This is a genomic window from Clostridium prolinivorans, from assembly GCF_004011155.1.
GTDB classification, from domain to species: Bacteria; Bacillota; Clostridia; order Clostridiales; family Clostridiaceae; genus Clostridium_AT; species Clostridium_AT prolinivorans.
Genome location: NZ_RJWG01000001.1, coordinates 408,157 through 432,336 on the forward strand (window position 1 = coordinate 408,157; position 24,180 = coordinate 432,336).

The 24,180-nt window shown below is 26.9% G+C and carries 26 protein-coding genes and 1 other annotated feature; of the genes, 2 read left to right on the forward strand and 24 right to left on the reverse strand.

Annotated features, from left to right (window positions below):
- Positions 1 to 29: 29 nt before the first annotated feature.
- The 11 genes from EGD97_RS01990 to EGD97_RS02040 form a co-directional block, all read right to left on the reverse strand.
- On the reverse strand, positions 30 to 482 hold the full coding sequence (locus tag EGD97_RS01990; protein WP_078681536.1) for a Fur family transcriptional regulator: 453 nt from the start codon (positions 480 to 482) through the stop codon (positions 30 to 32).
- A gap of 22 nt (positions 483 to 504) precedes the next feature.
- Positions 505 to 768: a DUF1292 domain-containing protein gene (locus EGD97_RS01995; RefSeq protein WP_078681535.1), complete on the reverse strand. Its 264-nt coding sequence runs from the start codon at positions 766 to 768 to the stop codon at positions 505 to 507.
- A 26-nt stretch (positions 769 to 794) separates the two neighbouring features.
- Complete coding sequence (gene ruvX / locus EGD97_RS02000) at positions 795 to 1,208, reverse strand: Holliday junction resolvase RuvX (protein WP_078681534.1); 414 nt, start codon at positions 1,206 to 1,208, stop codon at positions 795 to 797.
- Between the two features lie 81 nt (positions 1,209 to 1,289).
- Entirely contained in the window at positions 1,290 to 1,547 is a 258-nt protein-coding gene (locus EGD97_RS02005; RefSeq protein ID WP_078681533.1) for an IreB family regulatory phosphoprotein, read from the reverse strand.
- 87 nt (positions 1,548 to 1,634) lie between these two features.
- On the reverse strand, positions 1,635 to 4,280 hold the full coding sequence (gene alaS / locus EGD97_RS02010; RefSeq protein WP_078681532.1) for an alanine--tRNA ligase: 2,646 nt from the start codon (positions 4,278 to 4,280) through the stop codon (positions 1,635 to 1,637).
- 58 nt (positions 4,281 to 4,338) lie between these two features.
- Positions 4,339 to 4,526 (reverse strand) — a binding site (T-box leader).
- 72 nt (positions 4,527 to 4,598) lie between these two features.
- Positions 4,599 to 5,612 carry an AI-2E family transporter gene (locus tag EGD97_RS02015; protein ID WP_127836401.1) on the reverse strand — a complete coding sequence of 338 codons (1,014 nt, stop codon included), beginning with the start codon at positions 5,610 to 5,612 and terminating at the stop codon, positions 4,599 to 4,601.
- Positions 5,596 to 6,105 carry a PRC-barrel domain-containing protein gene (locus EGD97_RS02020; protein ID WP_078681530.1) on the reverse strand — a complete coding sequence of 170 codons (510 nt, stop codon included), beginning with the start codon at positions 6,103 to 6,105 and terminating at the stop codon, positions 5,596 to 5,598. Before EGD97_RS02020 ends, EGD97_RS02015 begins: the two co-directional genes overlap by 17 nt.
- A gap of 117 nt (positions 6,106 to 6,222) precedes the next feature.
- Complete coding sequence (nifU, locus tag EGD97_RS02025; RefSeq protein WP_078681529.1) at positions 6,223 to 6,648, reverse strand: Fe-S cluster assembly scaffold protein NifU; 426 nt, start codon at positions 6,646 to 6,648, stop codon at positions 6,223 to 6,225.
- A gap of 1 nt (position 6,649) precedes the next feature.
- Complete coding sequence (nifS, locus tag EGD97_RS02030; protein WP_078681528.1) at positions 6,650 to 7,834, reverse strand: cysteine desulfurase NifS; 1,185 nt, start codon at positions 7,832 to 7,834, stop codon at positions 6,650 to 6,652.
- The gene (locus EGD97_RS02035; protein WP_078681527.1) at positions 7,827 to 8,273 is read right to left on the reverse strand and encodes an RrF2 family transcriptional regulator; all 447 of its coding nucleotides are present in this window, start codon (positions 8,271 to 8,273) and stop codon (positions 7,827 to 7,829) included. Before EGD97_RS02035 ends, nifS begins: the two co-directional genes overlap by 8 nt.
- A 460-nt stretch (positions 8,274 to 8,733) precedes the next feature.
- The gene (locus EGD97_RS02040) at positions 8,734 to 9,966 is read right to left on the reverse strand and encodes a serine hydroxymethyltransferase (RefSeq protein WP_078681526.1); all 1,233 of its coding nucleotides are present in this window, start codon (positions 9,964 to 9,966) and stop codon (positions 8,734 to 8,736) included.
- 463 nt (positions 9,967 to 10,429) lie between these two features.
- Here EGD97_RS02040 and EGD97_RS02045 point away from each other — a divergent pair, with 463 nt between their 5' ends.
- Both EGD97_RS02045 and EGD97_RS02050 read left to right on the forward strand, forming a co-directional pair.
- Positions 10,430 to 11,212, forward strand: a complete 783-nt coding sequence (locus EGD97_RS02045; RefSeq protein ID WP_078681525.1) for a threonine/serine exporter family protein — start codon at positions 10,430 to 10,432, stop codon at positions 11,210 to 11,212.
- A gap of 2 nt (positions 11,213 to 11,214) precedes the next feature.
- Positions 11,215 to 11,664 (forward strand): threonine/serine exporter family protein, encoded by a 450-nt coding sequence (locus tag EGD97_RS02050; protein WP_078681524.1) that lies wholly within the window; start codon positions 11,215 to 11,217, stop codon positions 11,662 to 11,664.
- A 5-nt stretch (positions 11,665 to 11,669) separates the two neighbouring features.
- Here EGD97_RS02050 and EGD97_RS02055 read toward each other — a convergent pair whose 3' ends face one another.
- The 13 genes from EGD97_RS02055 to yajC form a co-directional block, all read right to left on the reverse strand.
- Positions 11,670 to 11,924 carry a metal-sensitive transcriptional regulator gene (locus EGD97_RS02055; RefSeq protein WP_078681523.1) on the reverse strand — a complete coding sequence of 85 codons (255 nt, stop codon included), beginning with the start codon at positions 11,922 to 11,924 and terminating at the stop codon, positions 11,670 to 11,672.
- Positions 11,925 to 11,998: 74 nt separating this feature from the next.
- A complete protein-coding gene (aspS, locus tag EGD97_RS02060) occupies positions 11,999 to 13,774 on the reverse strand; it encodes an aspartate--tRNA ligase (protein ID WP_127836402.1) in 1,776 nt (591 codons plus the stop codon).
- Positions 13,775 to 13,835: 61 nt separating this feature from the next.
- Positions 13,836 to 15,266 carry a coproporphyrinogen III oxidase gene (locus EGD97_RS02065; RefSeq protein WP_078681521.1) on the reverse strand — a complete coding sequence of 477 codons (1,431 nt, stop codon included), beginning with the start codon at positions 15,264 to 15,266 and terminating at the stop codon, positions 13,836 to 13,838.
- Positions 15,267 to 15,301: 35 nt separating this feature from the next.
- Positions 15,302 to 15,916: an MBL fold metallo-hydrolase gene (locus EGD97_RS02070; protein ID WP_078681520.1), complete on the reverse strand. Its 615-nt coding sequence runs from the start codon at positions 15,914 to 15,916 to the stop codon at positions 15,302 to 15,304.
- Between the two features lie 14 nt (positions 15,917 to 15,930).
- Positions 15,931 to 16,380, reverse strand: coding sequence for a D-aminoacyl-tRNA deacylase (dtd, locus tag EGD97_RS02075; protein ID WP_078681519.1), 450 nt, complete (start codon positions 16,378 to 16,380; stop codon positions 15,931 to 15,933).
- 15 nt (positions 16,381 to 16,395) lie between these two features.
- Positions 16,396 to 18,588: a RelA/SpoT family protein gene (locus EGD97_RS02080; RefSeq protein ID WP_078681518.1), complete on the reverse strand. Its 2,193-nt coding sequence runs from the start codon at positions 18,586 to 18,588 to the stop codon at positions 16,396 to 16,398.
- A 128-nt stretch (positions 18,589 to 18,716) separates the two neighbouring features.
- Positions 18,717 to 19,235, reverse strand: coding sequence for an adenine phosphoribosyltransferase (locus EGD97_RS02085; protein WP_078681517.1), 519 nt, complete (start codon positions 19,233 to 19,235; stop codon positions 18,717 to 18,719).
- A gap of 230 nt (positions 19,236 to 19,465) precedes the next feature.
- Entirely contained in the window at positions 19,466 to 20,353 is an 888-nt protein-coding gene (gene secF / locus EGD97_RS02090; RefSeq protein ID WP_078681516.1) for a protein translocase subunit SecF, read from the reverse strand.
- A 7-nt stretch (positions 20,354 to 20,360) separates the two neighbouring features.
- Complete coding sequence (gene secD / locus EGD97_RS02095) at positions 20,361 to 21,644, reverse strand: protein translocase subunit SecD (RefSeq protein WP_127836403.1); 1,284 nt, start codon at positions 21,642 to 21,644, stop codon at positions 20,361 to 20,363.
- 78 nt (positions 21,645 to 21,722) lie between these two features.
- Positions 21,723 to 23,093 (reverse strand): thioether cross-link-forming SCIFF peptide maturase, encoded by a 1,371-nt coding sequence (gene scfB, locus EGD97_RS02100; RefSeq protein WP_078681514.1) that lies wholly within the window; start codon positions 23,091 to 23,093, stop codon positions 21,723 to 21,725.
- A 95-nt stretch (positions 23,094 to 23,188) separates the two neighbouring features.
- Positions 23,189 to 23,326, reverse strand: coding sequence for a six-cysteine ranthipeptide SCIFF (gene scfA, locus EGD97_RS02105; protein WP_078681513.1), 138 nt, complete (start codon positions 23,324 to 23,326; stop codon positions 23,189 to 23,191).
- Positions 23,327 to 23,396: 70 nt separating this feature from the next.
- The gene (locus EGD97_RS02110) at positions 23,397 to 23,765 is read right to left on the reverse strand and encodes a TIGR04086 family membrane protein (protein WP_164850141.1); all 369 of its coding nucleotides are present in this window, start codon (positions 23,763 to 23,765) and stop codon (positions 23,397 to 23,399) included.
- A 75-nt stretch (positions 23,766 to 23,840) separates the two neighbouring features.
- The gene (gene yajC, locus EGD97_RS02115; protein ID WP_078681511.1) at positions 23,841 to 24,152 is read right to left on the reverse strand and encodes a preprotein translocase subunit YajC; all 312 of its coding nucleotides are present in this window, start codon (positions 24,150 to 24,152) and stop codon (positions 23,841 to 23,843) included.
- Positions 24,153 to 24,180: the final 28 nt, after the last annotated feature.

Genomic DNA, 24,180 nt, shown 5'->3' on the forward strand with positions numbered 1-24,180 from the left:
CTACCCTCCTTTAAATAATTAAAATATATTTATTCTTTATTACATTCTTTGCAAAGTCCATAAAATTTTACACTATGATTTTTTATTTTAAAATCATATTTAATTTCTATTTCGTGCTCTAATCCTTCAAGTAAATCTCCCTCTACTTCAATAACTTTGCCGCAATTGCTACATATTAAATGATGATGTTGATGATTTTCACTTTCATGTATTAATTCATATCTATAGCAGCCATCATTTAAATCTAATTTACTAATAATCCCAAGTTCTTCTAAAAGTTGAACGGTTCTATATACAGTAGCAAGACCAATTTCAGGACACTCTTTTTTTACTAAATTATACAATTCTTCTGTTGTTAAATGGCTACCTTCATTTTTAATTATAATATCAACAATTGCTCTTCTTTGAGGAGTTAACTTGTATCCCTTTTCTTTTAAATTATTTTTAAGTTTCTCAACTCCATCTGGAGATAGCTTTGACATTATAATACCTCATTTCTATTAATTAACTTAAATCTTCATCAGAAAAAATTAATTCATATGCTTCTGCCACCATATTAAACTCATCTTCATCATCAATTGTAACCAATACATCCTGACCAGTTTTATCTTTTTCTATTTTAAGCGCAATGGCATCTTCTTCTTCTCCATCAGAAGGTATAACAATTACATATTCATTTCCCTCAATATCTAATTTTGTTATAACATCAAATTGTCTTTCTTTACCTTCTTCATCGATAAGCATAATTGTGTTAATATCATTATCCATGATTTCACTTCTCCTTTGTAAATATTTTATTTAGATAAGCTGTCTAAATAACCTTGAAGTATATAAGTAGCAGCTATTTTATCTACTATTTTTTTTCTTTTAGCTCTAGATAAATCTGCTTCTAGCATAGCACGATGAGCTGCAACAGTTGTAAGTCTTTCATCCCATAGCTTTATAGGAATATTTATATTAAGTTTTATATATTCGCAAAAACTTATAACCTTTTCTCCTTGAGGTCCTATAGTACCGTTCATATTTTTAGGAAGTCCTACAACTATACTTTCAACTTCATATTCATTGCATATTTCTTTAATTTCTTCTATATCTTTTTTTTTAGAAGTTCTAATTATAGTTTTAATACCTTGAGCGGTAAATCCTAAAGGATCACTAACCGCAACACCTATAGTTTTATCACCAACATCTAATCCTAGCACTCTCATACATATTCTCCTTATGTAACAATTGCATAATAAAAAATTTATATATAAATTTTAAAATAAAAATGCCCGGTAAGGGCATTTTTATTTTATTCCTAGATAAGCTTTTAATACTTCCTCAAGAATTTCATCTCTCTCTAGTTTCCTTACTAATGCTCTAGCACCGTTGTAATTAGTTATATAAGTAGGGTCACCAGAAATTAAATAACCCACCAATTGATTTATAGGGTTATATCCCTTTTCAATTAAAGCATCATATACTTCATTTAAAATTTCTTTAGTTAAAGCTTTTTTATCCTTTTGAAAATCAAATTGAATGGTATTATCAATGTTGTTCCCCATTACGCTCTCACCCCTCTTTTTATCATCTTTAAAATGATATAAGGTACATGTTAATTATATTATAAACTACTTTTTACAAAAAGTACACTATTGTACCATAGTTTCTATAATCTTTCCAGTTTTTGAAATAGCCTCATCTAATTTCTGTGGTAATTTCCCTCCTGCTTGTGCCATATCTGGTCTTCCGCCTCCATTACCTCCTGTTATACTAGCTACTTCTTTTATAATTTTCCCGCAATGAACTCCCTGACTTATAGCACCTTTAGTAGCCATTGCTACAAATTGAACTTTGTCTCCACAATTACTTCCAAGAACAACTACACCTTCAGTTATTTTATTTCTTATTTTATCAGCTAGATTCCTAAGCGTATTTCCATCAATATCCTTAAGAGAATAAGCCACAAATTTTATTCCTTTAATTTCTTTTATATTATTTAATATTTCTTCTTCTATAGAATTCATAAGTTTTTTCTTTAATTCTATTATTTCCTTATCTTTTTCTTTTAATTCAGATATTTCTGATTGCAATTTTTTTACAATATCTTTCTCGGAACATTTTAATATTGATGCAATATTTTTTAATAGTGTATTTCTTTCATTAATTAAATTTAATGCATTAAATCCTGTAACAGCCTCTATTCTTCTTATTCCTGCAGCTACTCCAGTTTCAGAAATAATTTTAAATAAACCTATTTCTCCAGAATTTCCAACATGAGTTCCTCCACACAATTCTTTACTAAAATCACCTACAGATACTACTCTTACATCATCTTTATATTTATCATCAAACAAAGCTACAGCACCACTTTTTTTGGCTTCCTCTAAAGTCATTATTTCTGTATCTACTTTATAAGCTTTCATAATGTTTTCATTAACTAGTGTTTCTACTTTATACAATTCTTCTTCGCTCATTGGTCCAAAATGAGTAAAATCAAATCTTAATCTAATATCATCAACATACGAACCCGCTTGATTTACATGATTACCTAATACTCGTCTTAAAGCTTCATGAAGTATATGAGTTGCTGTATGGTTTTTCCTAATACAATTCCTTCTATCTTCAAATACTTCTAATGTTACTTTTGAATTTAATATGATACTTCCATCTAATACATTAATAAAATGAAGAATTTTCCCAGAAATATTTTTTTTACAATCTATAACCTCAGCTTTAAAGTTGTTAGCTAATATTATTCCTTTATCTCCAACTTGCCCGCCCATTTCAGCATAAAAAGGGGTTTCTTCTGTAATTATAATAGCTTTATCCCCTTGATTTAATTTTTCTACAAATTCTTCATTTTTTATTAATAATCTTACTGTAGAATCACATCTAAGCGTATTATAACCAACAAAATTAGTATTTAAATCTATAGGTATTTTATTTAAAATGTTATCTTCAGCACCCATATAATTTGATTCTTCTCTAGCTTCTCTTGCTCTTATTCTTTGATTTTCCATTTCAATATTAAAACTCTCTAAATCTACAGACATATTTTTTTCTTCTAATATTTCTAATGTAAGTTCTAAAGGAAATCCATATGTATCATAAAGCTTAAATGCTTTATCACCTGAAAGCATTTTTATCCCTTTGCTTTCAAGCTCTTGAGCATAATTTTTTAATATTTCTATTCCACTATCTATAGTTTTTTCAAATCTCTCCTCTTCAAGTTTTATTACTTTTTTTATGTATTCTCTCTTTTCTTCAAGTTCTGGATATGCACACTTTGATACATCTATTACTATATCACATAGGTTATATAAAAATATGTTATTAATTCCTAGTAATTTACCATGCCTTGAAGCTCTTCTTAAAATTCTTCTAAGTACATATCCTCTACCTTCATTTGAAGGTAAAACTCCATCACTAACCATAAAAGTTATACTTCTAACATGATCGGTGATTATTCTTATAGAGATATCTTTTTTTCTATCTTCACCATATTCAGTACCTGATAATTTACATACTTCATTTAATATACTTTTTATTGTATCTATTTCAAATATACTGTTAACTCCTTGCATAATTGTTGCAATTCTTTCAAGTCCCATACCAGTGTCTATATTAGGATTAGGTAATTTATTATATACTCCATTTTCATCTTTGTCAAATTGAGTAAATACTAAATTCCAAAATTCTACTACTCTATCTTCTTCTCCAGCTTTAATAAATTCTTCAGCTGTTTTTATCCTACCTAAATCAGATCTTCTATCAAAATGAATTTCTGAACTTGGTCCACAAGGCCCTTGCCCAATTTCCCAAAAGTTATCTTCTTTACCTAATCTAAAAATCCTTAAGGGATCTATATCTGTTTTGGTAGTCCAAATTTCGTACGCTTCATCATCTTCTAAATAAATAGTAACATAAAGTGTATCCTTGGGAATTTCTAGTACTTTAGTTACATACTCCCAAGCCCATGGTATAATCTCAGATTTAAAATAATCTCCAAAAGAAAAATTCCCTAACATCTCAAAAAAAGTTCCATGTCTAGATGTTTTACCTACATTTTCTATATCTCCTGTTCTAATACACTTTTGACATGTTGTTATTCTCTTACTTGGAGGCACTTGAAGTCCTGTAAAATATGGTTTTAAAGGTGCCATACCAGCATTTATTAAAAGTAAACTTTTATCATTTTCAGGTATAAGTGAAAAGCTTGGAAGTCTCAAATGTCCTTTGCTTTCAAAAAATTTTAAATATGACTCTCTTATTTCATTTAAACCCATCTTTTTCATGCTAATTCCTCCGTATTATCCTTTTTATTATTATCAAATAAAAAAACTTTCAATTCCCATAAGGGACGAAAGTTATCCGTGGTACCACCCTAATTATACAATTATGAAAATATAAAATATCATAATTGTATCACTTGTAAAAATATAGCTCCAGGACTGCTTCAAAATATCTGTTAAGAAGTTTACACCGACCACTTCCTCTCTAAATAACTAGATATAATTACTCCTTCCTTTCATAGCCAAATATATAATTTATAAAAATTATAAGTTAAAATATTTTAGATGTCAATAATAAGTATAAATTTTAGAAATTTGTCTTTAAAACAAATAATAATTTAAATCTTCATAAAGTATTTTTATAATAACTCCAAGAGGAACAGCTAATACCATTCCTATCATTCCACCTATTTTTCCACCAACTATTATTAAAATAATAACAGCTAAAGGATGCATACTTACGCTATCACCTGTTATTTTAGGGGATATAATATCTCCTTCTAATTGTTGTATAGCATAAAGAGCTATTGCTGTCCATACAGCACTTTTAGTAGAAGATAAAAAAGCTATTAATACAGCAGGTACTGCTCCAAATAAAGGTCCGAAATAAGGTATAATATTAAAAAAAGCATTTAAAAGTGATAATATAATTGGAAAATCAACTTTTAATATTAATAATACAATGAAAGTTAATATTCCTATAATGCCACATAAAATAAATTGACTTATAATATATCTACCTAATATTTTATCTATATCTTCGAATGTTTTTTTTACTATGTTTCTCCATTTAGGTGGAAACAAAATAAAAAATTTATTAGATATAATTTCACTATCTACTAAAAAATAATATACTACTATAGGAACAACAGCTAGAGATAATATATTTTCTCCTATTTTTAAAGTTCCATTAAACATTTTATTAAAAATATCTATAACTATTTTATTAATATTTGAATATATTGTATCTAATATAGCATATATAGTTTTGTTATTACTCAATAGCTTTAATTTTTCATAAAAGTTACCTATAAAAATTTTTATTTGTGAAAATGCAAAACTCATATTTAAACTTTCTTTAAAAATTGATGGTATTAATATAATAAATGTACCTAAGATAAAAATAACAAACATAAATAGTATTAAAACAACCGAGATTTTTTTACTAATACCTCTATGAGTTAATATTTGGGTTAATGGACGAAGGCAGTAAGATATTATAAATGATACAAAAACTAAATAATAAACTTCTTTTATGACAGAACTTTTTAGTGATATATATAATATAACGAAAAATATTATGTATATTATAACAGATTTATATATTTTTTTCATGACTTTCAACTTCCATAAATAATTTATGTGGAATACTTATAAAATCAACTTTATTATAATCTTTATAATTTAATATATATTTTTCTCCTAATATAACACTATTAATTAATAATATTTTTTTCCCTATCATAAAATTTTTTAATATTCCTAAAGATACTATTATTCCTTTTATTTTAAATGTAAATTCATGAAATAAGAGATCTTCCACAATTCCAATAATATCTCCATATTTATTTTTAACGTCCATATTTTTAATACTTGAAAATGTTAAAAACTCATCTTTACTCCACCCATTTATAACCATAGCTTTATTAAATGAAATAATGTTTGGTTTTAATATAATTCTATTGCCTAGGAACAGATTATACGGTGAAATAACAAATCCTTTTACTTCTCCTTTATTAAAATCTATTATTATATCTTTTATAAAACCTATTTTTTTACCTTTTATGTCTATTACATCCATTAAAATAAAATCCTTCACTCTAAACATAACATACCCTCAGACTAAATTTATATTTAATTTAGAACTAAACATTGATTTACTATTTTAATATTTTTACCAAAAAACAAAAAAATATAACTCTTTTAAAAGAGTTATATTTTTTAATTATTCTCCATGAACTTGGTCATGAATGTCATCATGTTCTTTATAATCCCATAATTCTAAGCCTTTTTTAGCTCTATAATCATTTATTGCTTTATGAATAGCTTCTTCTGCAAGAACAGAACAATGCATCTTAACTGGTGGAAGTCCATCAAGAGCTTCTGCTACTGCTTTATTTGTAAGTTTCCAAGCCTCATCAATTGTTTTGCCTTTAATAAGTTCAGTAGCCATACTAGATGAAGCTATAGCTGAACCACAACCAAATGTTTTAAATTTAGCATCAACTACTATATCATTTTCTATTTTAAGATATACTTTCATTATATCTCCGCATTTTGCATTTCCTACTTCTCCTACCCCGTCTGCATTAGGTATTTCTCCTACATTTCTAGGATTCATAAAGTGATCCATAACTTTCTCGCTATACATATTATAGTTCCCCTTTCTTTATAAAGTCGTCCCAAAGTGGTGACATATCTCTAAGCCTTTTAACTACATTATTAACAGTTTTAATTACATATTGTACTTCTTCTTCAGTATTAGAATCACCTAAACTAAGCCTTAAAGAGCCATGTGCAATTTCATGTGGAAGTCCAATTGCAAGAAGAACATGAGATGGATCCAATGAACCTGAAGTACATGCACTGCCACTTGAAGCACATATTCCCATACTATCTAAAAGCAGAAGGATTGCTTCACCTTCTATAAATCTAAAACAAACATTCACATTACCTGGAAGTCTATTTTCATTTATTGGACCATTTAATCTCGTATATGGAATTTTTAAAAGCCCTTCTATAAGCATATCCCTTAATTTTGAAAGTTTTTTATTATGTTCTTCCATATTTGAAATTGCAATTTCTATAGCTTTCCCAAGTCCAACAATTCCAGGTACATTTTCTGTACCTGCTCTTTTTCCTCTTTCTTGAGCTCCTCCGTGTATTAAATTGTCTATTTTTATTCCTCTTCTTATATATAATGCTCCTACACCTTTAGGCCCATATATTTTATGAGCTGCCATAGACAATAGATCAATATTCATGTCTTTAACATCTACAGGAACATTTCCAATTGCTTGAACAGCGTCTGTATGAAATATTACTTTTTTATCTCTGCAAATTTTACCTATTTCTTTTATAGGTTGTATAGTACCTATTTCATTATTTGCAAACATTATTGAAACTAAAACAGTTTTATCTGTAATTGAATTTTTTAATTGTTCTAAATTTACAAAACCATATTCATCAACATCAAGATATGTAATTTCAAAACCTTGTTTTTCTAAATATTCACAAGTATGTAATATTGCATGATGCTCTATCTTGGTAGTTATAATATGATTACCTTTATTTTTGTTAGCTAAAGCAACACCTTTTAACGCCCAGTTATCTGCTTCTGAACCTCCACCTGTAAAATATATTTCATTACTTTCTCCATTAATTGCCTTAGCAACCCTATCTCTTGCTAAATCAATAGCTTTTTTAGTATCTCTTGATAAAGAATATATTGATGATGGGTTCCCATAATGTTCTGAAAAATAAGGCATCATTTCTTCTAAAACTTCTTTTTTTACATAAGTAGTAGCTGCATAATCCATATAAATAGGTTTATTCATTTTTCTCCACTCCTTCACTATTTGAAGCATTAATACTATTGTAATCATCTAATATATCTTGAAGTGTTGTAGTTTTTGTTACACTATCAAAACTATTTTTTAATTTTGCCCATAAAAGCCTAGTAGCACAACAATCTACATTATTGCAATCATTCTTTTCTAAACATGAAGATATTTCAATAGGTCCTTCTAAAACCTCCATAATATCATATATTGTAATATCTTTTGGTGCTTTATTTAACACATAACCACCTTGAGCGCCTCTAACACTTTTTATTAAATTTGCTTTTCTTAAAGAAGAAAATAATTGTTCCAAATAATATTCTGATATTTTTTGCCTTTCAGATATACTTTTTATTGATACAGGTTCGCCGCCATAGTGAATAGCTAAATCTACCATAGCTTTTACACCATATCTTCCTTTTGTAGAAAGTTTCATTAAATCACTCCTTTTAATTTGAGTGTTTTACTATGGATTCAAATTTATAATAGCAAATCCGAGTAATGCTGTCAACTATATTGAACATAAAAATATCAAAGTAACTTAAAATTAATTTATAAAATTATCTATTATAATTTTACTTACAATAAATCAATCAAAATACTATCTCTTTTAAGCTATTATCATTAAATACTATCTATTAATTTTACTTACTTTAAAAAACTGCTTCTTTTGAAGCAGTTTCCATTTCCTGGGTAATATTTAATTTATTTTTTATAATTATCTCACAAAAATTTTTTATTAAATATTGATCACTATATATAATAGAAATTTAGAGCCACTATAAATGGTATAGTGGAAATTAATTTAGAGCTTATTGTTACATAATCTTTTTATAAAAATTAAAATTATATTAAATTTTTAAATTTGATTATCACATCTAAAAATTAATTTCTTATTAATAAATAGGAAATTTACGGCAAATTTCATCCACTTTTTCTTGTACCATAGGTATTTCATTTTCTCTTCCTTCAATTATTCTATTAATTAAATATGCAATTTCTTTCATTTCTTCTTCTTTAAATCCTCTAGTAGTTACTGCTGCAGTACCTATTCTGATACCACTTGTTATAAATGGACTTTGAGTTTCAAAAGGTATAGTGTTTTTATTTACGGTTATTCTTGCTTTATCAAGAAGTTTTTCTGCATCTTTACCATTTATTCCTTTATTAGTTAAATCTACTAATAACAAATGATTATCAGTACCTCCTGATACTAGCCTAAATCCATATTTGATTAGTTCTTCAGAAAGTACTTTTGCATTTTTTACAACTTGATTTATATATTCTTTAAACTCATATTTAGAAGCTTCCTCAAAGCATACTGCTTTTGCAGCAATAATATGCATAAGTGGTCCTCCCTGCATTCCTGGGAAAATCGATTTATCAATATCTTTTGCATATTTTTCTTTGCAAAGAATAGCCCCACCTCTAGGACCTCTGAGGGTTTTATGAGTTGTTGTTGTAACAAAATCTGCATAAGGAACAGGTGAAGGATGGACTCCTGCTGCTACAAGACCTGCTATATGAGCCATATCTACCATCAAAAATGCTCCTACTTCATCACTTATCTCTTTGAATTTTTTAAAATCTATAATTCTAGGATAAGCACTTGCTCCTGCGACAATCATTTTAGGTCTATATTTTATAGCTAAATTTCTAACTTCTTCATAATCAATTTCTTCTGTGATTTTATTTACTCCATAAGATACAAAATTAAAAATTTTACCTGAAAAATTTACTGGGCTACCATGAGTTAAATGTCCTCCATGACTTAAATTCATACCAAGTACTGTGTCACCAGGTTTTAACATAGCAAAATAAACAGCCATATTTGCTTGTGAACCTGAATGAGCTTGAACATTAGCGTGTTCTGCATTAAAAAGTTTTTTCATTCTTTCTCTTGCTAGATTTTCTACTTTATCTACAATTTCACATCCGCCATAATATCTTTTCCCTGGATAGCCTTCTGCATATTTATTAGTTAGCTGTGAACCCATTGCTTCCATTACAGCTTTACTGGTAAAATTTTCAGAAGCTATAAGTTCTATGTTGTTTTCTTGTCTTTTAGTTTCATTTTCAATAAGATTAAAAATTTCTTTATCGACTTTTTTTATATTGTCAAAATTCATATATTTCACTCTCCTATACTAATATTTTATATATGAAATTTATAAAATTTATTATAACATTAATCAATAATAACAGACAAGTTATTATCTAAAATTCTTCATTTAATATATTAATCTGAATATTCTTTATATTTTATGACATTATAAATCAATTTCATATATAAAATTGATTTATATATTTCATAATTTGAAAAATTTATAAAAATACAATTTTTAAATAAATAGTTTTTCATTTTATAAATATTTTATTTTAAAGTTTAATACAATTCTATAAAATAATAATATTTTCTGCTAATAAACATACTTATAATAACTATTAATAACTATTAATAACTATTATTTAATAATTATACTTAGATTTAATGTTAAACATTTATAAATAAGATTTAATTTTAATTGATTATTAATCAAAAAAATATGTTATAATTTATTTGTTATTTTTGCAAATTAAAAGGAGGGTTATATGAATATTTATAAAATAATAAGTGTAGCCTCTGAAGCTGGTAAAATAATACTTGAAAGTGGTGGAGAAACCTATAGAGTTGAAGAAACAATAATTAGAATTTGTGATGCTTACGGTCTTATTTGTTCTGAAAGTTTTGTTATGCCTACTGGAATAATAATATCTGCTCAAGATAGAGATGGTAAAATTATATCTCTTGTAAAAAGAATAAAAAATAGAACTGTAGATTTAGAAAAAATATCTAGAGTTAATGATCTTTCAAGAAATATAAAATCCAAAAATCTTTCATTAGAATTTGTTGAAAAGGAACTTAAAATTATTTCAGAAACTCCTCGATTTAATTTTAAAACAACTTTATTTTTTTCAGGTATAGCAGCTTCTTTTTTTACTTTACTTTTTGGAGGAAATATATATGATTTTATAATTTCATTTTTTATCGGAATAATTATTAAATATATTTCATTATTATTAAGCAGTATTAATATAAATCAATTTTTTATAAACGTTTTAGGTGGAGCTATAGCTGCATTTTTAGCTTTAGTTTCTGTTAAATTAAATTTTGCTCAAAATTTAGATACCATAATCATCGGTTCAATAATGCTTTTAGTTCCTGGTCTTGCAATTACAAATGCAATAAGAGACACTATAGCAGGTGATTTAGTTGCTGGACTTTCTCGCGGAGCTGAGGCTTTTTTGGTTGCTATAGCCATAGCTGTAGGTTCAGGAATTTCTATTAAACTATGGTCTGACTATTTTGGTATTATTATCGGAGGGATTTTATAATTATGATAATAAAATCAATTTATGCATTTCTTGCTTCTTTAGGATTTGGAGTATTATTTAATATAAAAGGCAAAAATTTATTTTTTGCTTCATTAGGCGGGGGAATAACATGGGGTATATATTTAGTTGTTTTTAAATATTATAAATTTGATTTGTTTTCCCTTTTTATTGCTTCATTATTTGCAGGAATATATTCTGAAATTTTTGCTCGTATTTTAAAGACTCCTGTTACAACTTTTTCTATATGTTCTATAATAACACTAGTACCTGGTAGAGGTATGTATTATACTATGTTAGAATCAGTTCAGGGTAATATAAATAATTTCCTAAGCACTGGACTTAACACTTTATCAAGTGCTGGTGCTATAGCTGTTGGTATATTATTAGCATCCTCTGTTACTAAAGTCATAACTTTTATATTAAAAGCAAATAAAATTTCTAGCAATCGCTAGAAATTTTATTTTATAAACATTAATAAGGCTTTCATTAATTCATCTACTTTATCTTTATTTTCATCTTCTTCACTTAAAATGCAACATTTTGCATAATTTTCTAAAATCATACCTCCAACTTTATTTATCGCTGAACGTATTGCAGCTATTTGTATAAGAATATCTTTGCAATTAGCATCATTTTCAATCATTTTTTCTATACCTTTTACCTGTCCTTCTATTCTTCTTAATCTATTTTGCATATCTTTTTTTATATCCATTAATATTCCCCTCCAACTAGAAATTAAATTTAAAATATAACTGTGTTTATAAAAAAGCACAGTTATATTTTAAATTATTCTTTTATCAAAATTCCAAGTTCATCAAGTTGTTTTTTATCAACTATATTAGGAGCTTCTGTCATTGGATCAAAAGCATTTTGATTTTTAGGGAACGCAATAACATCTTTAATATTATCAGTTCCGCTTAAAAACATAATAAGTCTATCAAATCCAAAAGCTAATCCACCGTGTGGTGGTGGTCCATATTTAAATGCTTCTAATAAAAATCCAAATCTTTCCCAAGCCTTTTCTTTAGTAAATCCAAGTAAATTAAATATCTTTTCTTGTAAATTTGTATCATGTATTCTTATACTTCCTCCACCAAGTTCTTCTCCATTTAAAACTATATCATAAGCTTTAGCCCTTACTTTAAGAGGATCAGTATCTAAATATTTTATATCTTCATCCATAGGTGAAGTAAAAGGATGATGTTCAGCTACATATCTTTCTTCCTCTTCGTCATATGAAAACAAAGGAAACTCAGTAATCCATACAAAATTAAACTCATTATTATCTTTTAATATATCTAATTTTTTAGCTAGTTCTAATCTCAATGCTCCTAAAGCTTGAAGAACTATTTTATTTTTATCTGAAACAATTAAAACTAAGTCTCCTTCTTTAGCACTTGTTTTTTCTAATATGAATTTTATTTCTTCTTCTTTTAAAAATTTTGAAATTGGAGATTTTATTCCATCTTCTTTCCAAGCAATCCAAGTTAATCCTTTTGCTTTATATCCTTTAACAAATTCTGAAAGCCTATCTAAATCTTTTCTTCCCATATTTGCACAATTATCAACTTTTATAGCTCTAACACTTCCTCCATTTCCAATAACTTCAGTAAATACCTTAAAATCACTTTTTCTTACTTCATTACTTATATCTATTATTTCCATTCCAAATCTAAGATCAGGTTTATCTGTTCCATATTTTTCCATTGCAGTTTTATATGGCATCCTTTTAATAGGAGTTTCTACTTCAATATTTAGTATTTCTTTAAATACTTTTTTAATAAGTCCTTCGTTTAAAGCTATGACATCATCTTCTTCTACAAAACTCATTTCAATATCAACTTGAGTAAATTCAGGCTGCCTATTAGCTCTTAAATCCTCATCTCTAAAACACTTTGTTATTTGAAAATATTTATCAAATCCAGATACCATTAATAACTGTTTAAAAAGTTGAGGAGATTGAGGTAATGCATAAAACATCCCATTATAGTTTCTACTAGGTACAAGATAATCTCTAGCACCTTCAGGAGTACTTTTTGTAAGTATAGGTGTTTCAATTTCTAAAAAGCCATTTTCATCTAAATAATCTCTAATTAATTTAGCAGCTTTATGTCTTATCTTAAAAATATTTTGCATGTCAGGTCTTCTAAGATCTAAATACCTATATTTCATCCTAATGTTTTCTGATGCATCTAAATTTTCTTTTATATATATAGGTGGAGTTTCTGATTCAGATAAAATTTTTATATTTTTACCTTTTAACTCTATCATGCCAGTAGGTAAATTAGGGTTTGGGGATTCTCTTTTAACTATTTCACCAGTAACAGCTATACAATATTCAGACTTTAATTCATCTGCTTTTATAAAAGCATTATTATCTATAGTATCACCAAATACAACTTGTAAAATTCCACTTCTGTCCCTTAAATCTACAAAAATTAATCCTCCTAAATTCCTTTTTCTTTGTACCCATCCCATAACTGTAACTGTTTGCCCAACATTGTTTTCTTTAAGTTCTCCGCACATTATCGTTCTTTTCAATCCTAAAAGTGCTTCTCCCATTTTCATTCCTCCTCGTATAATAAGCTTATAGTCAGTTAAATGACTGATAAATATAAATTATTTAATTATATAAACTTTTTAACAAATTAATTTTTTTGTTTATCATTTCATCAATTCTATTAATATATTCATTTACATCTTTTATATTAGCAAACCTTTCTATTCTATTTTCATCTAAAAATACAATTTTAGAAACTGCATCTGCTCCAAATGCTATTATACTTTGTTTTTCTTCAATCATTTGTATATTATATATACTTTCTTTTCTCTGCTTTGCATATCCTATATTTTCCATGTTGCCGAACATGTTCTTTTGTCTATACATATAATATGGTTTCATGTTTAAATCATTTGCTAATAATACTGTTTCTTCATACATATCATTTATTTCTTTTTGACTTAATTCTTCTAGTTTATTTTTATTAATTAAATTTTCATGTAATTTAGATGCTCTTTTAATAGATAACCCATGAACTGTTATACTATCTGGATTAAGTTCTTTAATTTTTTTACAAGTTTTATTAATATGTTCTAACTTTTCTCCCATAAGCCCAACTATAATATCCATATTTATATTAGAAAATCCTAACTCCCTAGCTAAATTAAATTTATCAACAACATCCAAAGAAGTATGATTTCTTCCTATTTTTTTCAAAGTGTCATCATTCATAGTTTGAGGATTTATACTTATTCTGTCTACCTCAAACTTTTTCATAGTTTTAAGCTTATTTTCTGTAATGCTATCCGGTCTACCGCATTCAACTGTAAATTCCTGAATATCCATTTTATTTATTAAATTATCATATATAAATTCCATTATATCATAAAACTCGTAATCATTTATGGAAGTAGGAGTTCCTCCACCAAAATATACACACTGAATTTTTAAATTTTTTTCTTTTATAAAATTTATAATAGTAGATATCTCCTTTTTCAACGCAACTAAATATGGATTAACCAATTTGTTGCATCTTGATATAGGGTTAGAAGTAAATGAACAGTATAAACATCGTGTGGGACAAAATGGCATACCTATGTATATACTTATAGTATTAGAATCTTTATTAATAAATTTTTCTTCAGATTTCGCAATATCTATACATAATTTAGCTTTATTTAATTTTGTATTATAATGTTCTTTATAGTATTTTATTATTTCTTCTTCGGTTTTACCATTTTGAATTAAACTTAAAGCAATTTTACTAGGTCTAATTCCAATTAATGTTCCCCATGGAAATTCTTTGTTTGTTGCATTTTTTAAAAAAGAAAATAATGCTAAATTTATAGATTCTTTAGAAGTTAATTTATAATCCTTTATAAATTCAAATTTATTATTATAAGAACTTATAATTATTTTTTTATCATCAATTATAATATTTATATCTCCTTCTTCATCTACAAATACAATATTTTCTAAAGTATAGTACAAATTAATAATTTGAAATACTTCATATCTAAATTTCATATCATTTAAATATACTTTTATCATAATTACTCCTAAATTTTTTATATTATAAATTTAAAATACTATATAAAAGGATTATTTTCTTTTTCATATTTTATATTAGTTTGAGCACCGTGACCTGGAAATACAATAAAATTATCATTTAGAGTAAATAATTTATTTTTTATACTTTTTATAAGTACATCGAAATTACCACCGCTTAAATCAGTTCTCCCAATTGAACGCAAAAATAAAGTATCTCCAGTAAATAATTTATCATCAACTTTATAACACACTCCTCCAGGGCTATGACCTGGAGTTTCTATACATTCTATAGATAAATTCCCTAAATTAAAAACTTTCCCATCTTCAACATCCATATTAAATGTTACATCTTTGCCTTTAAATTTTAAAGGTCCGAACATAAATTCTCCATTTTGTATAAGTTCTCCATCATTTTTATTTATATAAGCCTTTACACCAAAAGCTTCTTTAAGTTGCCCAACCGCTCCTATATGATCTATATGACCATGGGTTAAAAGAATAAATTTAACTAATACATTTAAAGATTTTATGTATTCTACAAGCTCATCCCCATTCTCTCCAGGATCGATTATTGCACATTCATTTGTAATATCATCAATTAAAATATAACAATTGGCAGCATATATTCCTACTGGTATTCGTTTGACTATCATGATAAGTCACCTCATTAAAATGTTTTTTTACTATCTATTAAAAGTGTAACAGGACCATCATTTTCAATATTTACAATCATTTCAGCTCCAAATATGCCTGTTTCAACCTTTTTTAAAGTCTTTTTACATTCAAATATAAATTCATTATAAAGTTTTTCTGCTTCTTCCCCTCCAAGTGCTCCCATAAAATTAGGTCTTCGTCCTTTTCTACAATCACCATATAATGTAAATTGGGAAACTACAAGTAGTTCCCCTTCTACTTCCAATAAAGATTTATTCATTTTACCATTTTCATCTTCAAAAATTCTCAAATTTAAAATTTTATCTTTTAAATAAACTATATCTTCTATAGTATCTTCTTTTGATATCCCAATTAGCACATTTAGGCCAGCACCAATCTCTCCAACAACTTTACCTTCTACAATAACGCTTGAAGACCTTACTCTTTGAACTACAGCTCTCACTATTTTTCACTCCTATTAAGTTTTAGTTCTATATATTTCCATTACACCATATAGCTTTTTAATTTTTTTCATTAACTCTTTAAGATGTTCTACATCTGAAATTTTTAATTTGATATTTATAATGGCAATATTATTTTTTATTGTTTTAGCGTTAATTGCACATAAATATGTTTTTGTTTCAATTATAAGTTCCATTATTTCTGATAATAAGCCCTCTCTATCTTCAGCTTTTACTTGTATTTCAGTAACATATTCAGATCCCTTTGAGGTTCCCCAACTTACATCAACAATCTTATTTTCAACATTTGCAAGCAATGATTCTATATTTTTACAATCTTTTCTGTGTATAGATACTCCTCTACCCTTAGTTATATATCCTATTATTTCATCTCCAGGTACAGGATTGCAGCACTTTGCAAATCTTACTAAAATATTGCTTATACCTTTAACAACAATTCCTGGATTATTTCCTTTAATTTTTTTAGAATTATCATGGTTTTTTGCAATTGTCTTATTTATTTGTTCATCTAAATTTTTCACATTTTGAATTGTATTTTTATTTCCTTTTAAGTAATTTTCTTTTATCTTACTTACAATACTAGAAGCCGCTATATCTCCAGCTGCTACAGCTGCAAATATATCTTCTAAACTATTCATATTATATTTTTTTAATAATTGATCAATTATATCTCCCTTTGCAATTTCACCAAAATTAAATCCTTGCTTTTTGGTTTCTTTTTCTAAAAGATCTCTTCCTTTTATGATATTTTCTTCTCTTTTTACTTTTTTAAACCAAGCTCTTATCTTACTTTTAGCTTGATTACTTTTGGTTATATTAAGCCAATCAATACTTGGGCCTTTAGCTATAGATGAAGTCAATATTTCAACTATTTCACCTGTTTTAAGCTTATAGTCTAAAGGAACCATCCTACCGTTAACTTTAGCCCCTATACATCTATTACCTATATCTGTATGAATTTTGTAAGCAAAATCTATAGGCGTTGATTCATTTGGTAGATTAATAACTTCGCCTTTAGGCGTAAAAACAAATATTTCATCTGAAAAAAGATCTATTTTAAAACTTTCCATAAACTCTTCTGCATCGGAAGTATCTCTTTGCCATTCTAGTATCTCTCTAAGCCATGAAAGTTTTGAATCAAGATTTCCTTCATTGCTTTCATTGCCTTCTTTATACTTCCAATGAGCTGCTATACCATATTCTGCAGTTTTGTGCATTTCAAAAGTTCTAATTTGTATTTCAAAAGGTTTCCCCTCATGCCCTATAACAGTAGAATGAAGAGATTGATACATATTAGGCTTTGGCATAGCAATATAATCTTTAAATCGCCCTGGAATAGGTTTATACATAGTATGGACTATTCCTAAAGCCGCATAACAGTCTCTAACACTATTGACTAAAATTCTTACTGCTGTCAAATCAAAAATTTGATCAATTGTTTTATTTTTATTAACCATTTTTCTATATATGCTATAAAAATGTTTAGGTCTTCCATCTATATCTGCTTCGATTCCAGCTTTCTCTAAATTTTCTTTTAATTCTTTTGTAATTTTAGAAATATATGCTTCTCTTTCTGCTCTTTTTTCAGAAATTTTTTGTACTAAATCATAATATTCATTAGGATTTGTATATCTAAATGCTAGGTCTTCTAGTTCCCATTTTATCTTAGAAATACCTAATCTATGAGCAAGAGGAGCATAAATGTCAAAAGTTTCTTTAGCTGTCTGCTTTTGCTTTTCTACAGGTCTATATTTTAAAGTCCTCATATTATGAAGCCTATCTGCAAGTTTTATCAAAATAACTCTTACATCTTTAGCCATAGCTAATAACATTTTTCTAACATTGTCAGCTTGTTGCTCTTCTTTAGTTTTAAATTGTATTTTATCTAATTTAGTTACTCCTTCAACTAAATCAGCAACTTCCGAATTAAATTCCTTAACAATGTCTTCATAAGTATAAGGAGTATCTTCTATTACATCATGGAGTAATCCCGCAACAATTGTATTTGTATCTAAACCCATTTCAGCTAATATACAGGCAACTTCTAGAGGATGAATAATATAAGGTTCTCCTGATTCTCTTTTTTGATTTTTATGAGCATCAAAAGCAAAATTATAAGCTTTAGTTACAAATTCTTTATCCACATTATTACAATTATTATCAATTTTATCCATCAACTTGCTAAGCATTTGGGCTACTCTCCTAAAATCAAAGGCTGGTTAATAAAACCAGCCATTATTTTTTATAATAATTATATAATATTGTGTAGAATTTTGCAATTTAAATTTACTTAGTCATAAATTTTATCTTAAGAATATTAAAAATCATATTTTACTAAAGACATAATATCATATCCTTGAAGTTTATCTCTTCCCTTTAACTCTGTTAATTCAATTACAAAATTAATTGATACAACTTCTCCACCAACTTGTTCAATTAATTTTGCTACAGAACTTATAGTTCCTCCAGTAGCAAGTAAATCGTCTACTATAGCTACTCTTTGACCTGGTAATATAGCATCTTTATGGATTTCAAGTTCATCACTTCCATATTCAAGATCATATTTAACTCTTATAGTCTCAAAAGGAAGTTTACCTTTTTTTCTGACTGGTACAAATCCTGCTCCAATTGCATAAGCTACAGGTGCTCCAAATAAAAATCCTCTTGCTTCTGGTCCTACTATTATATCTATGTTTTTGTCTTTTAAATAATTTGCTATTGTATCTATTGTATACTTTAAAGAGTCTTTATTTTGAAGTAAAGTAGTAACATCTTTAAAACTTATACCTTCTTTTGGAAAGTCTTCTATTACTCTAATATTTTCTTTTAAATCCATCTTATTTCCCCCTCAATTTTATATTTATAATAGGTAAAGTAAACTCTAACATCATTTGCTGTTAATCATTATTTTCAAATATAAAATCAAATGTAATACATAATTTTATATTATTAAATAACTTTACTTAATAAAAACACTATTACATTATAATTAATTATTTGTATATATTCAAGTTTTTAAATTTAAATATACTAAAAAACTTCAGAGTATTCTCTGAAGTTTTTTTATTAAGCAACTTTAACTGTTTTTGATTTTTTAGATCTCTTTTTTAATATTACCCAAAATGGAGTTGCTATAAATATTGAAGAATAAGTACCAGATATTACACCAACTAATAAAGGTACAGTGAATTCTCTAACTGACGGAACATAAAAATACAATACAATCAGTGCTATTATAACTGCTAAACCAGTATTTATAGATCTAGCCATAGTTTGTGTCATACTTGCATTTGCAAGAGCAACCGGATCTGATTTCTTTATATATTTTTGATTTTCTCTTATTCTATCAAATACAACTATTGTATCATTTATAGAATATCCTACAATAGTTAACATAGCTGCTATAAATGGTGAATTTACTGGAAGTTTAAACATTGCATAAAATCCCAAAACTACAAGTACATCATGTACCAAAGATAACATAGCTGCAATTCCAAATTTAAATTCAAATCTTATTGCAATATATATAAGCATACCAATTATAGCAATACTTACTGCTATAATAGATTTTTGCCTTAGTTCTTTTCCTACAGAAGCTCCTATTCTTTCTTGAGATATAATTGCTTTATCTTCAAGCTTATATTTTTCTTTTAATTCTTTAAATACTAAATCAACTTGCTCATCAGTTATATCTTTACTTTTAACTTCTAGTTCTACTGTATTTTTACCTTCAACTTTAGAAAAATTAGTTTGAGCATCAGAAACATATTTGCTTAATATATCATCTATTTCTTTTTTATTTTCTTCCTTAGGCATTTCTATCCTAACTATTGTTCCTCCTGCAAAATCCAATCCAAATTGCAATCCGTTTTTCGCAAGAGAAACTAATCCTAATAATATAATAATACCTGATATAGTAAACCAAAGTGTAGTCTTTTCTATAATCTTTAGCATAATACTTTTACCCCCTAGCCTTTACAACAGCAGTATTTCTTATTCCAAATGTACCTATAGTACGTTTATTGAGTATACCCATATTGGCAGCTAATTTTATTAAAAATCTTGATACGGTTATTGCTGTAAACATACTTAAAAGTACTCCTATAATTAATGTTAAAGCAAAACCTTTTACAGTACCAGAGCCTAAATAATAAAGTATTATGCCTGATATTACAGTAGTTATATTAGAGTCTAAAACTGACGTCATAGCCCTATGGAAACCAGCATTTATAACTGAATTTATACTTTTACCAGATTTTAATTCTTCTTTCATTCTTTCAAATATTAAAACATTAGCATCTAAAGCCATACCTGTTGATATTATAAATGCAGCTATTCCTGAAAGTGTAAGTGTAACACCGGTTGATGCATAAATTAAAAGTAAAAGTATCATATATAGAATTAATGCTATACTAGCAATCAACCCTGGAACTCTATAATAAAGTATCATAAATGCAAATATTAAAATTAAAGCAATGGCTCCTGCTTTAATACTTTGTGATAATGCATTTGCTCCTAAAGTAGGTCCTACTACTTTAACTGATTCAGTTTTAATTGTAAGAGGAAGAGCTCCTGATTTTATAATACTTGCTGTAGATTTAGCTTGTGCTAAGTCTTTACTACCTGTTATAACAGCCTTGCCACCTGTTATAACAGATTGAACTGTAGGATTACTTATCATATCTTCGTCCATATATATTGCAATTTGCTTACCAAGGTATTTTTCTGTAGCATCAGCAAATTTTTTAGTACCTGATGATGTTAGTTCTAGTCCTACAATAGGTTGCCCTTGTTCATCTAAATATGCTGTTGCATCTTTTATATCTTCTTTACCAGTAAGAATTACAGTTCCATCTGGAGCTTTAAAAGTTAAATTTCCTGTTTTCCCTATTTCATTAATTACTGCTTGAGTATCAAATCTATCTGGAATATCAATTCTTATTCTTTTATTTCCTTCTTGTTGAACTGACGTTTCACTTACTCCTAAATTATTAACTCTCATAGATAATAATTCGATGGTTCTTGCAACATCTTCTTGTTTTACATTGGGTTCTTGTATCTCCATTAATACAGAAATACCACCTTTTAAATCTAATCCTCTTTTTATTGTTTCAGAAAAAGGTTTAATTCTATAATCACCAATTACTATACCTTTTCCAAAACTATAAGCAAAAAAAGCAATTAAAAAAATAATTACAAAAAATAATGCCGTACTTCTTATTTTAACTTTTCCTTTGTTTTTCATCATTGTCCCCCTCTGCATATTTCATAGGATTAATTATATTACTTTTAGAAAACACTGTCAATTAACGTTTGTATACGTTTAATCAGCTTTATTTTCCATCATCTGAACTTTTAGTGCAATAGCACATTCTATCCTCTTTTTTTGCATTTCGCATCCTAACTCATATGGTATATGTATATCTCCATTAAAATTAAAATTATTCGCTTGACAGCCTCCACTACAATAAAATCTAGCCCAGCAATCTTTACATGTTGGTTTATTATATATGTGAGCTTTTTTAAATTTATCAGATATATTATTGTCTATATTCCCATCAAAAATAGTTCCCATTTTAAAATCTTCATTTCCTACAAATTGATGGCAAGGATATATATCTCCATCTGGAGTTATTGCAACATATTCATGTCCTGCACCACAGCCTGATATTCTTTTATATACACAAGGTCCTCCATTTAAGTCTATATTAAAATGATAAAATTTAAAGCTTTTTCCTTCTTTATGACGCTTTAAAAGCTCTTTATATAATTTATCATATTGTTCAAAAATTGTAGGCAAATCTTCTTTTCTAATAGAAAGTTCATGATTTTCAGGAAGAACAACAGGTTCTACTGAAATCTCTTTAAAACCTAAATCTGCTAAATGCTTTATATCTTCAAAAAAATCTGTATTAGCTCTTGTAAATGTTCCTCTTACATAATATTGTTTTGTTTTATCTCTTTTTTCAACCATTGCTTTTATTTTAGGAAGTATTTTTTCATAGCTTCCAGTACCATCTTTTTTTACCCTAACATTATCATTTACATTTTTTCTTCCATCTATACTTAAAACTATGTTTCCCATTTCTTTATCTATATATTCCATAATTTCATTGTTAAGTAATGTGGCATTAGTTGTCATAGTAAATCTAATTATTTTATTATATATTTTCTCTTGTTCTCTTGCATATTGAACAATTTCTTTAATAGTTTCAAAAGCCATTAAAGGCTCTCCTCCAAAAAGATCAACTTCAATATTTTTTCTAGGTCCTGAATTTTTTATTACAAAATCAATAGCTTTTTTCCCAACTTCAGGTGTCATAATTTTTCTGCACCCTTTATATTCTCCTTCATCAGCAAAACAATATTTACATTTTAAATTACAATCATGTGCTACATTTAAGCAAAGAGCTTTTATAAAAGACTTTGAATTGTCATTTATAGCTATATCTTCATATAAATCTTTTGTATATAAGAGACCTTCTTTTATAAGCTCTTCTAATTCTTCATAAGCTTCTATAATTTCACTTTCAGTATATTTATCTTTATATGTATTTAATAACTCATTTTTACTTTTTAGCTTGTCTTCATCTAGAATATCATAAACTAATTCATCTATTAAATGCACTGTACCAGAATTTACATCTATCATATAACGATTATTGTCTTGTATAAATTTATGAACTAAAGTCAATTTAAACTCCTCCTAAAAATAATTTTTAATAAATATATGTAATATATATTATAACAAATTTAAAGCAGTAACTGTAAGTTACTGCTTAACGTATGTTAATTTTCACAAGCTAAATTGGCAACTGTACAAGAAGTTTTGCATGCTGATTGACAAGAATTAGCACATTCTTTGCACCCTGGCTTTTTTAAGCTTTCTTTAATGTTTGACTTATTTAATGTTACAATATGCTTCATACTAAAATTCCTCCATTTCTAAAGCTTTCCATAGAAATTATATCATAAATTATCATTTAAATAAAGTATTTTATATATTTATTCCCAGCATTCCTGATAATGCTCCTGTTATAACAGCTAATATAATTCTCCATAAATCTTTTAAAACAAATCCAGATTTACCTAAAATAATTGCTGTTATATAAAGTATTACTATATATAAAAATGATACTAATATTCCTACAAGCCATCCTTTGCTATTTATTTTTCTAGTTGAATATATTGAACCATAAATTACGCTTAACATAGTTGTCATCAAAATACACAAAGAAAGTGTACTTTCATTTATGCTTTTATTAGTTTGAATTATTGCCAATATAAAAGCTAGAATTATAGTAATTATACATGATCTAAAAACTCCTTTTCCTATGTATAAATATTTTTTTTTAAATTCATCCAAAAATTGCACCCCCATAATAATAATAAAACAACTCTTTTCTACTATTTATTTATGTAGAAAAGAGTTGTTTTATGATTAATTTTCCTTATTATCTTTTTTTTCTTCTTTTACTTCTTCTTTTGTAGTATTTAACACATGAGAAATACCATTTTTATCAAACTTTATTCTCATTCTGTCTGGTCCAGTTTCTAGTATAACAAATTTATCTTGTATATTTACTAGTTTACCTATTATACCACCTTTAGTCATAACTTCATCATTTACTTTCAAGCTATTTATCATCTCATTATACTTTTTCTTTCTCTTATTTTCTGGTAAAAATATTAGTAAATAAAAAAGAGCAATCATAAGTATAAAAGGCAATAAAGCTCCTATGTAATTTCCCATTTTATATCTCCTTTCATTTATATAAATA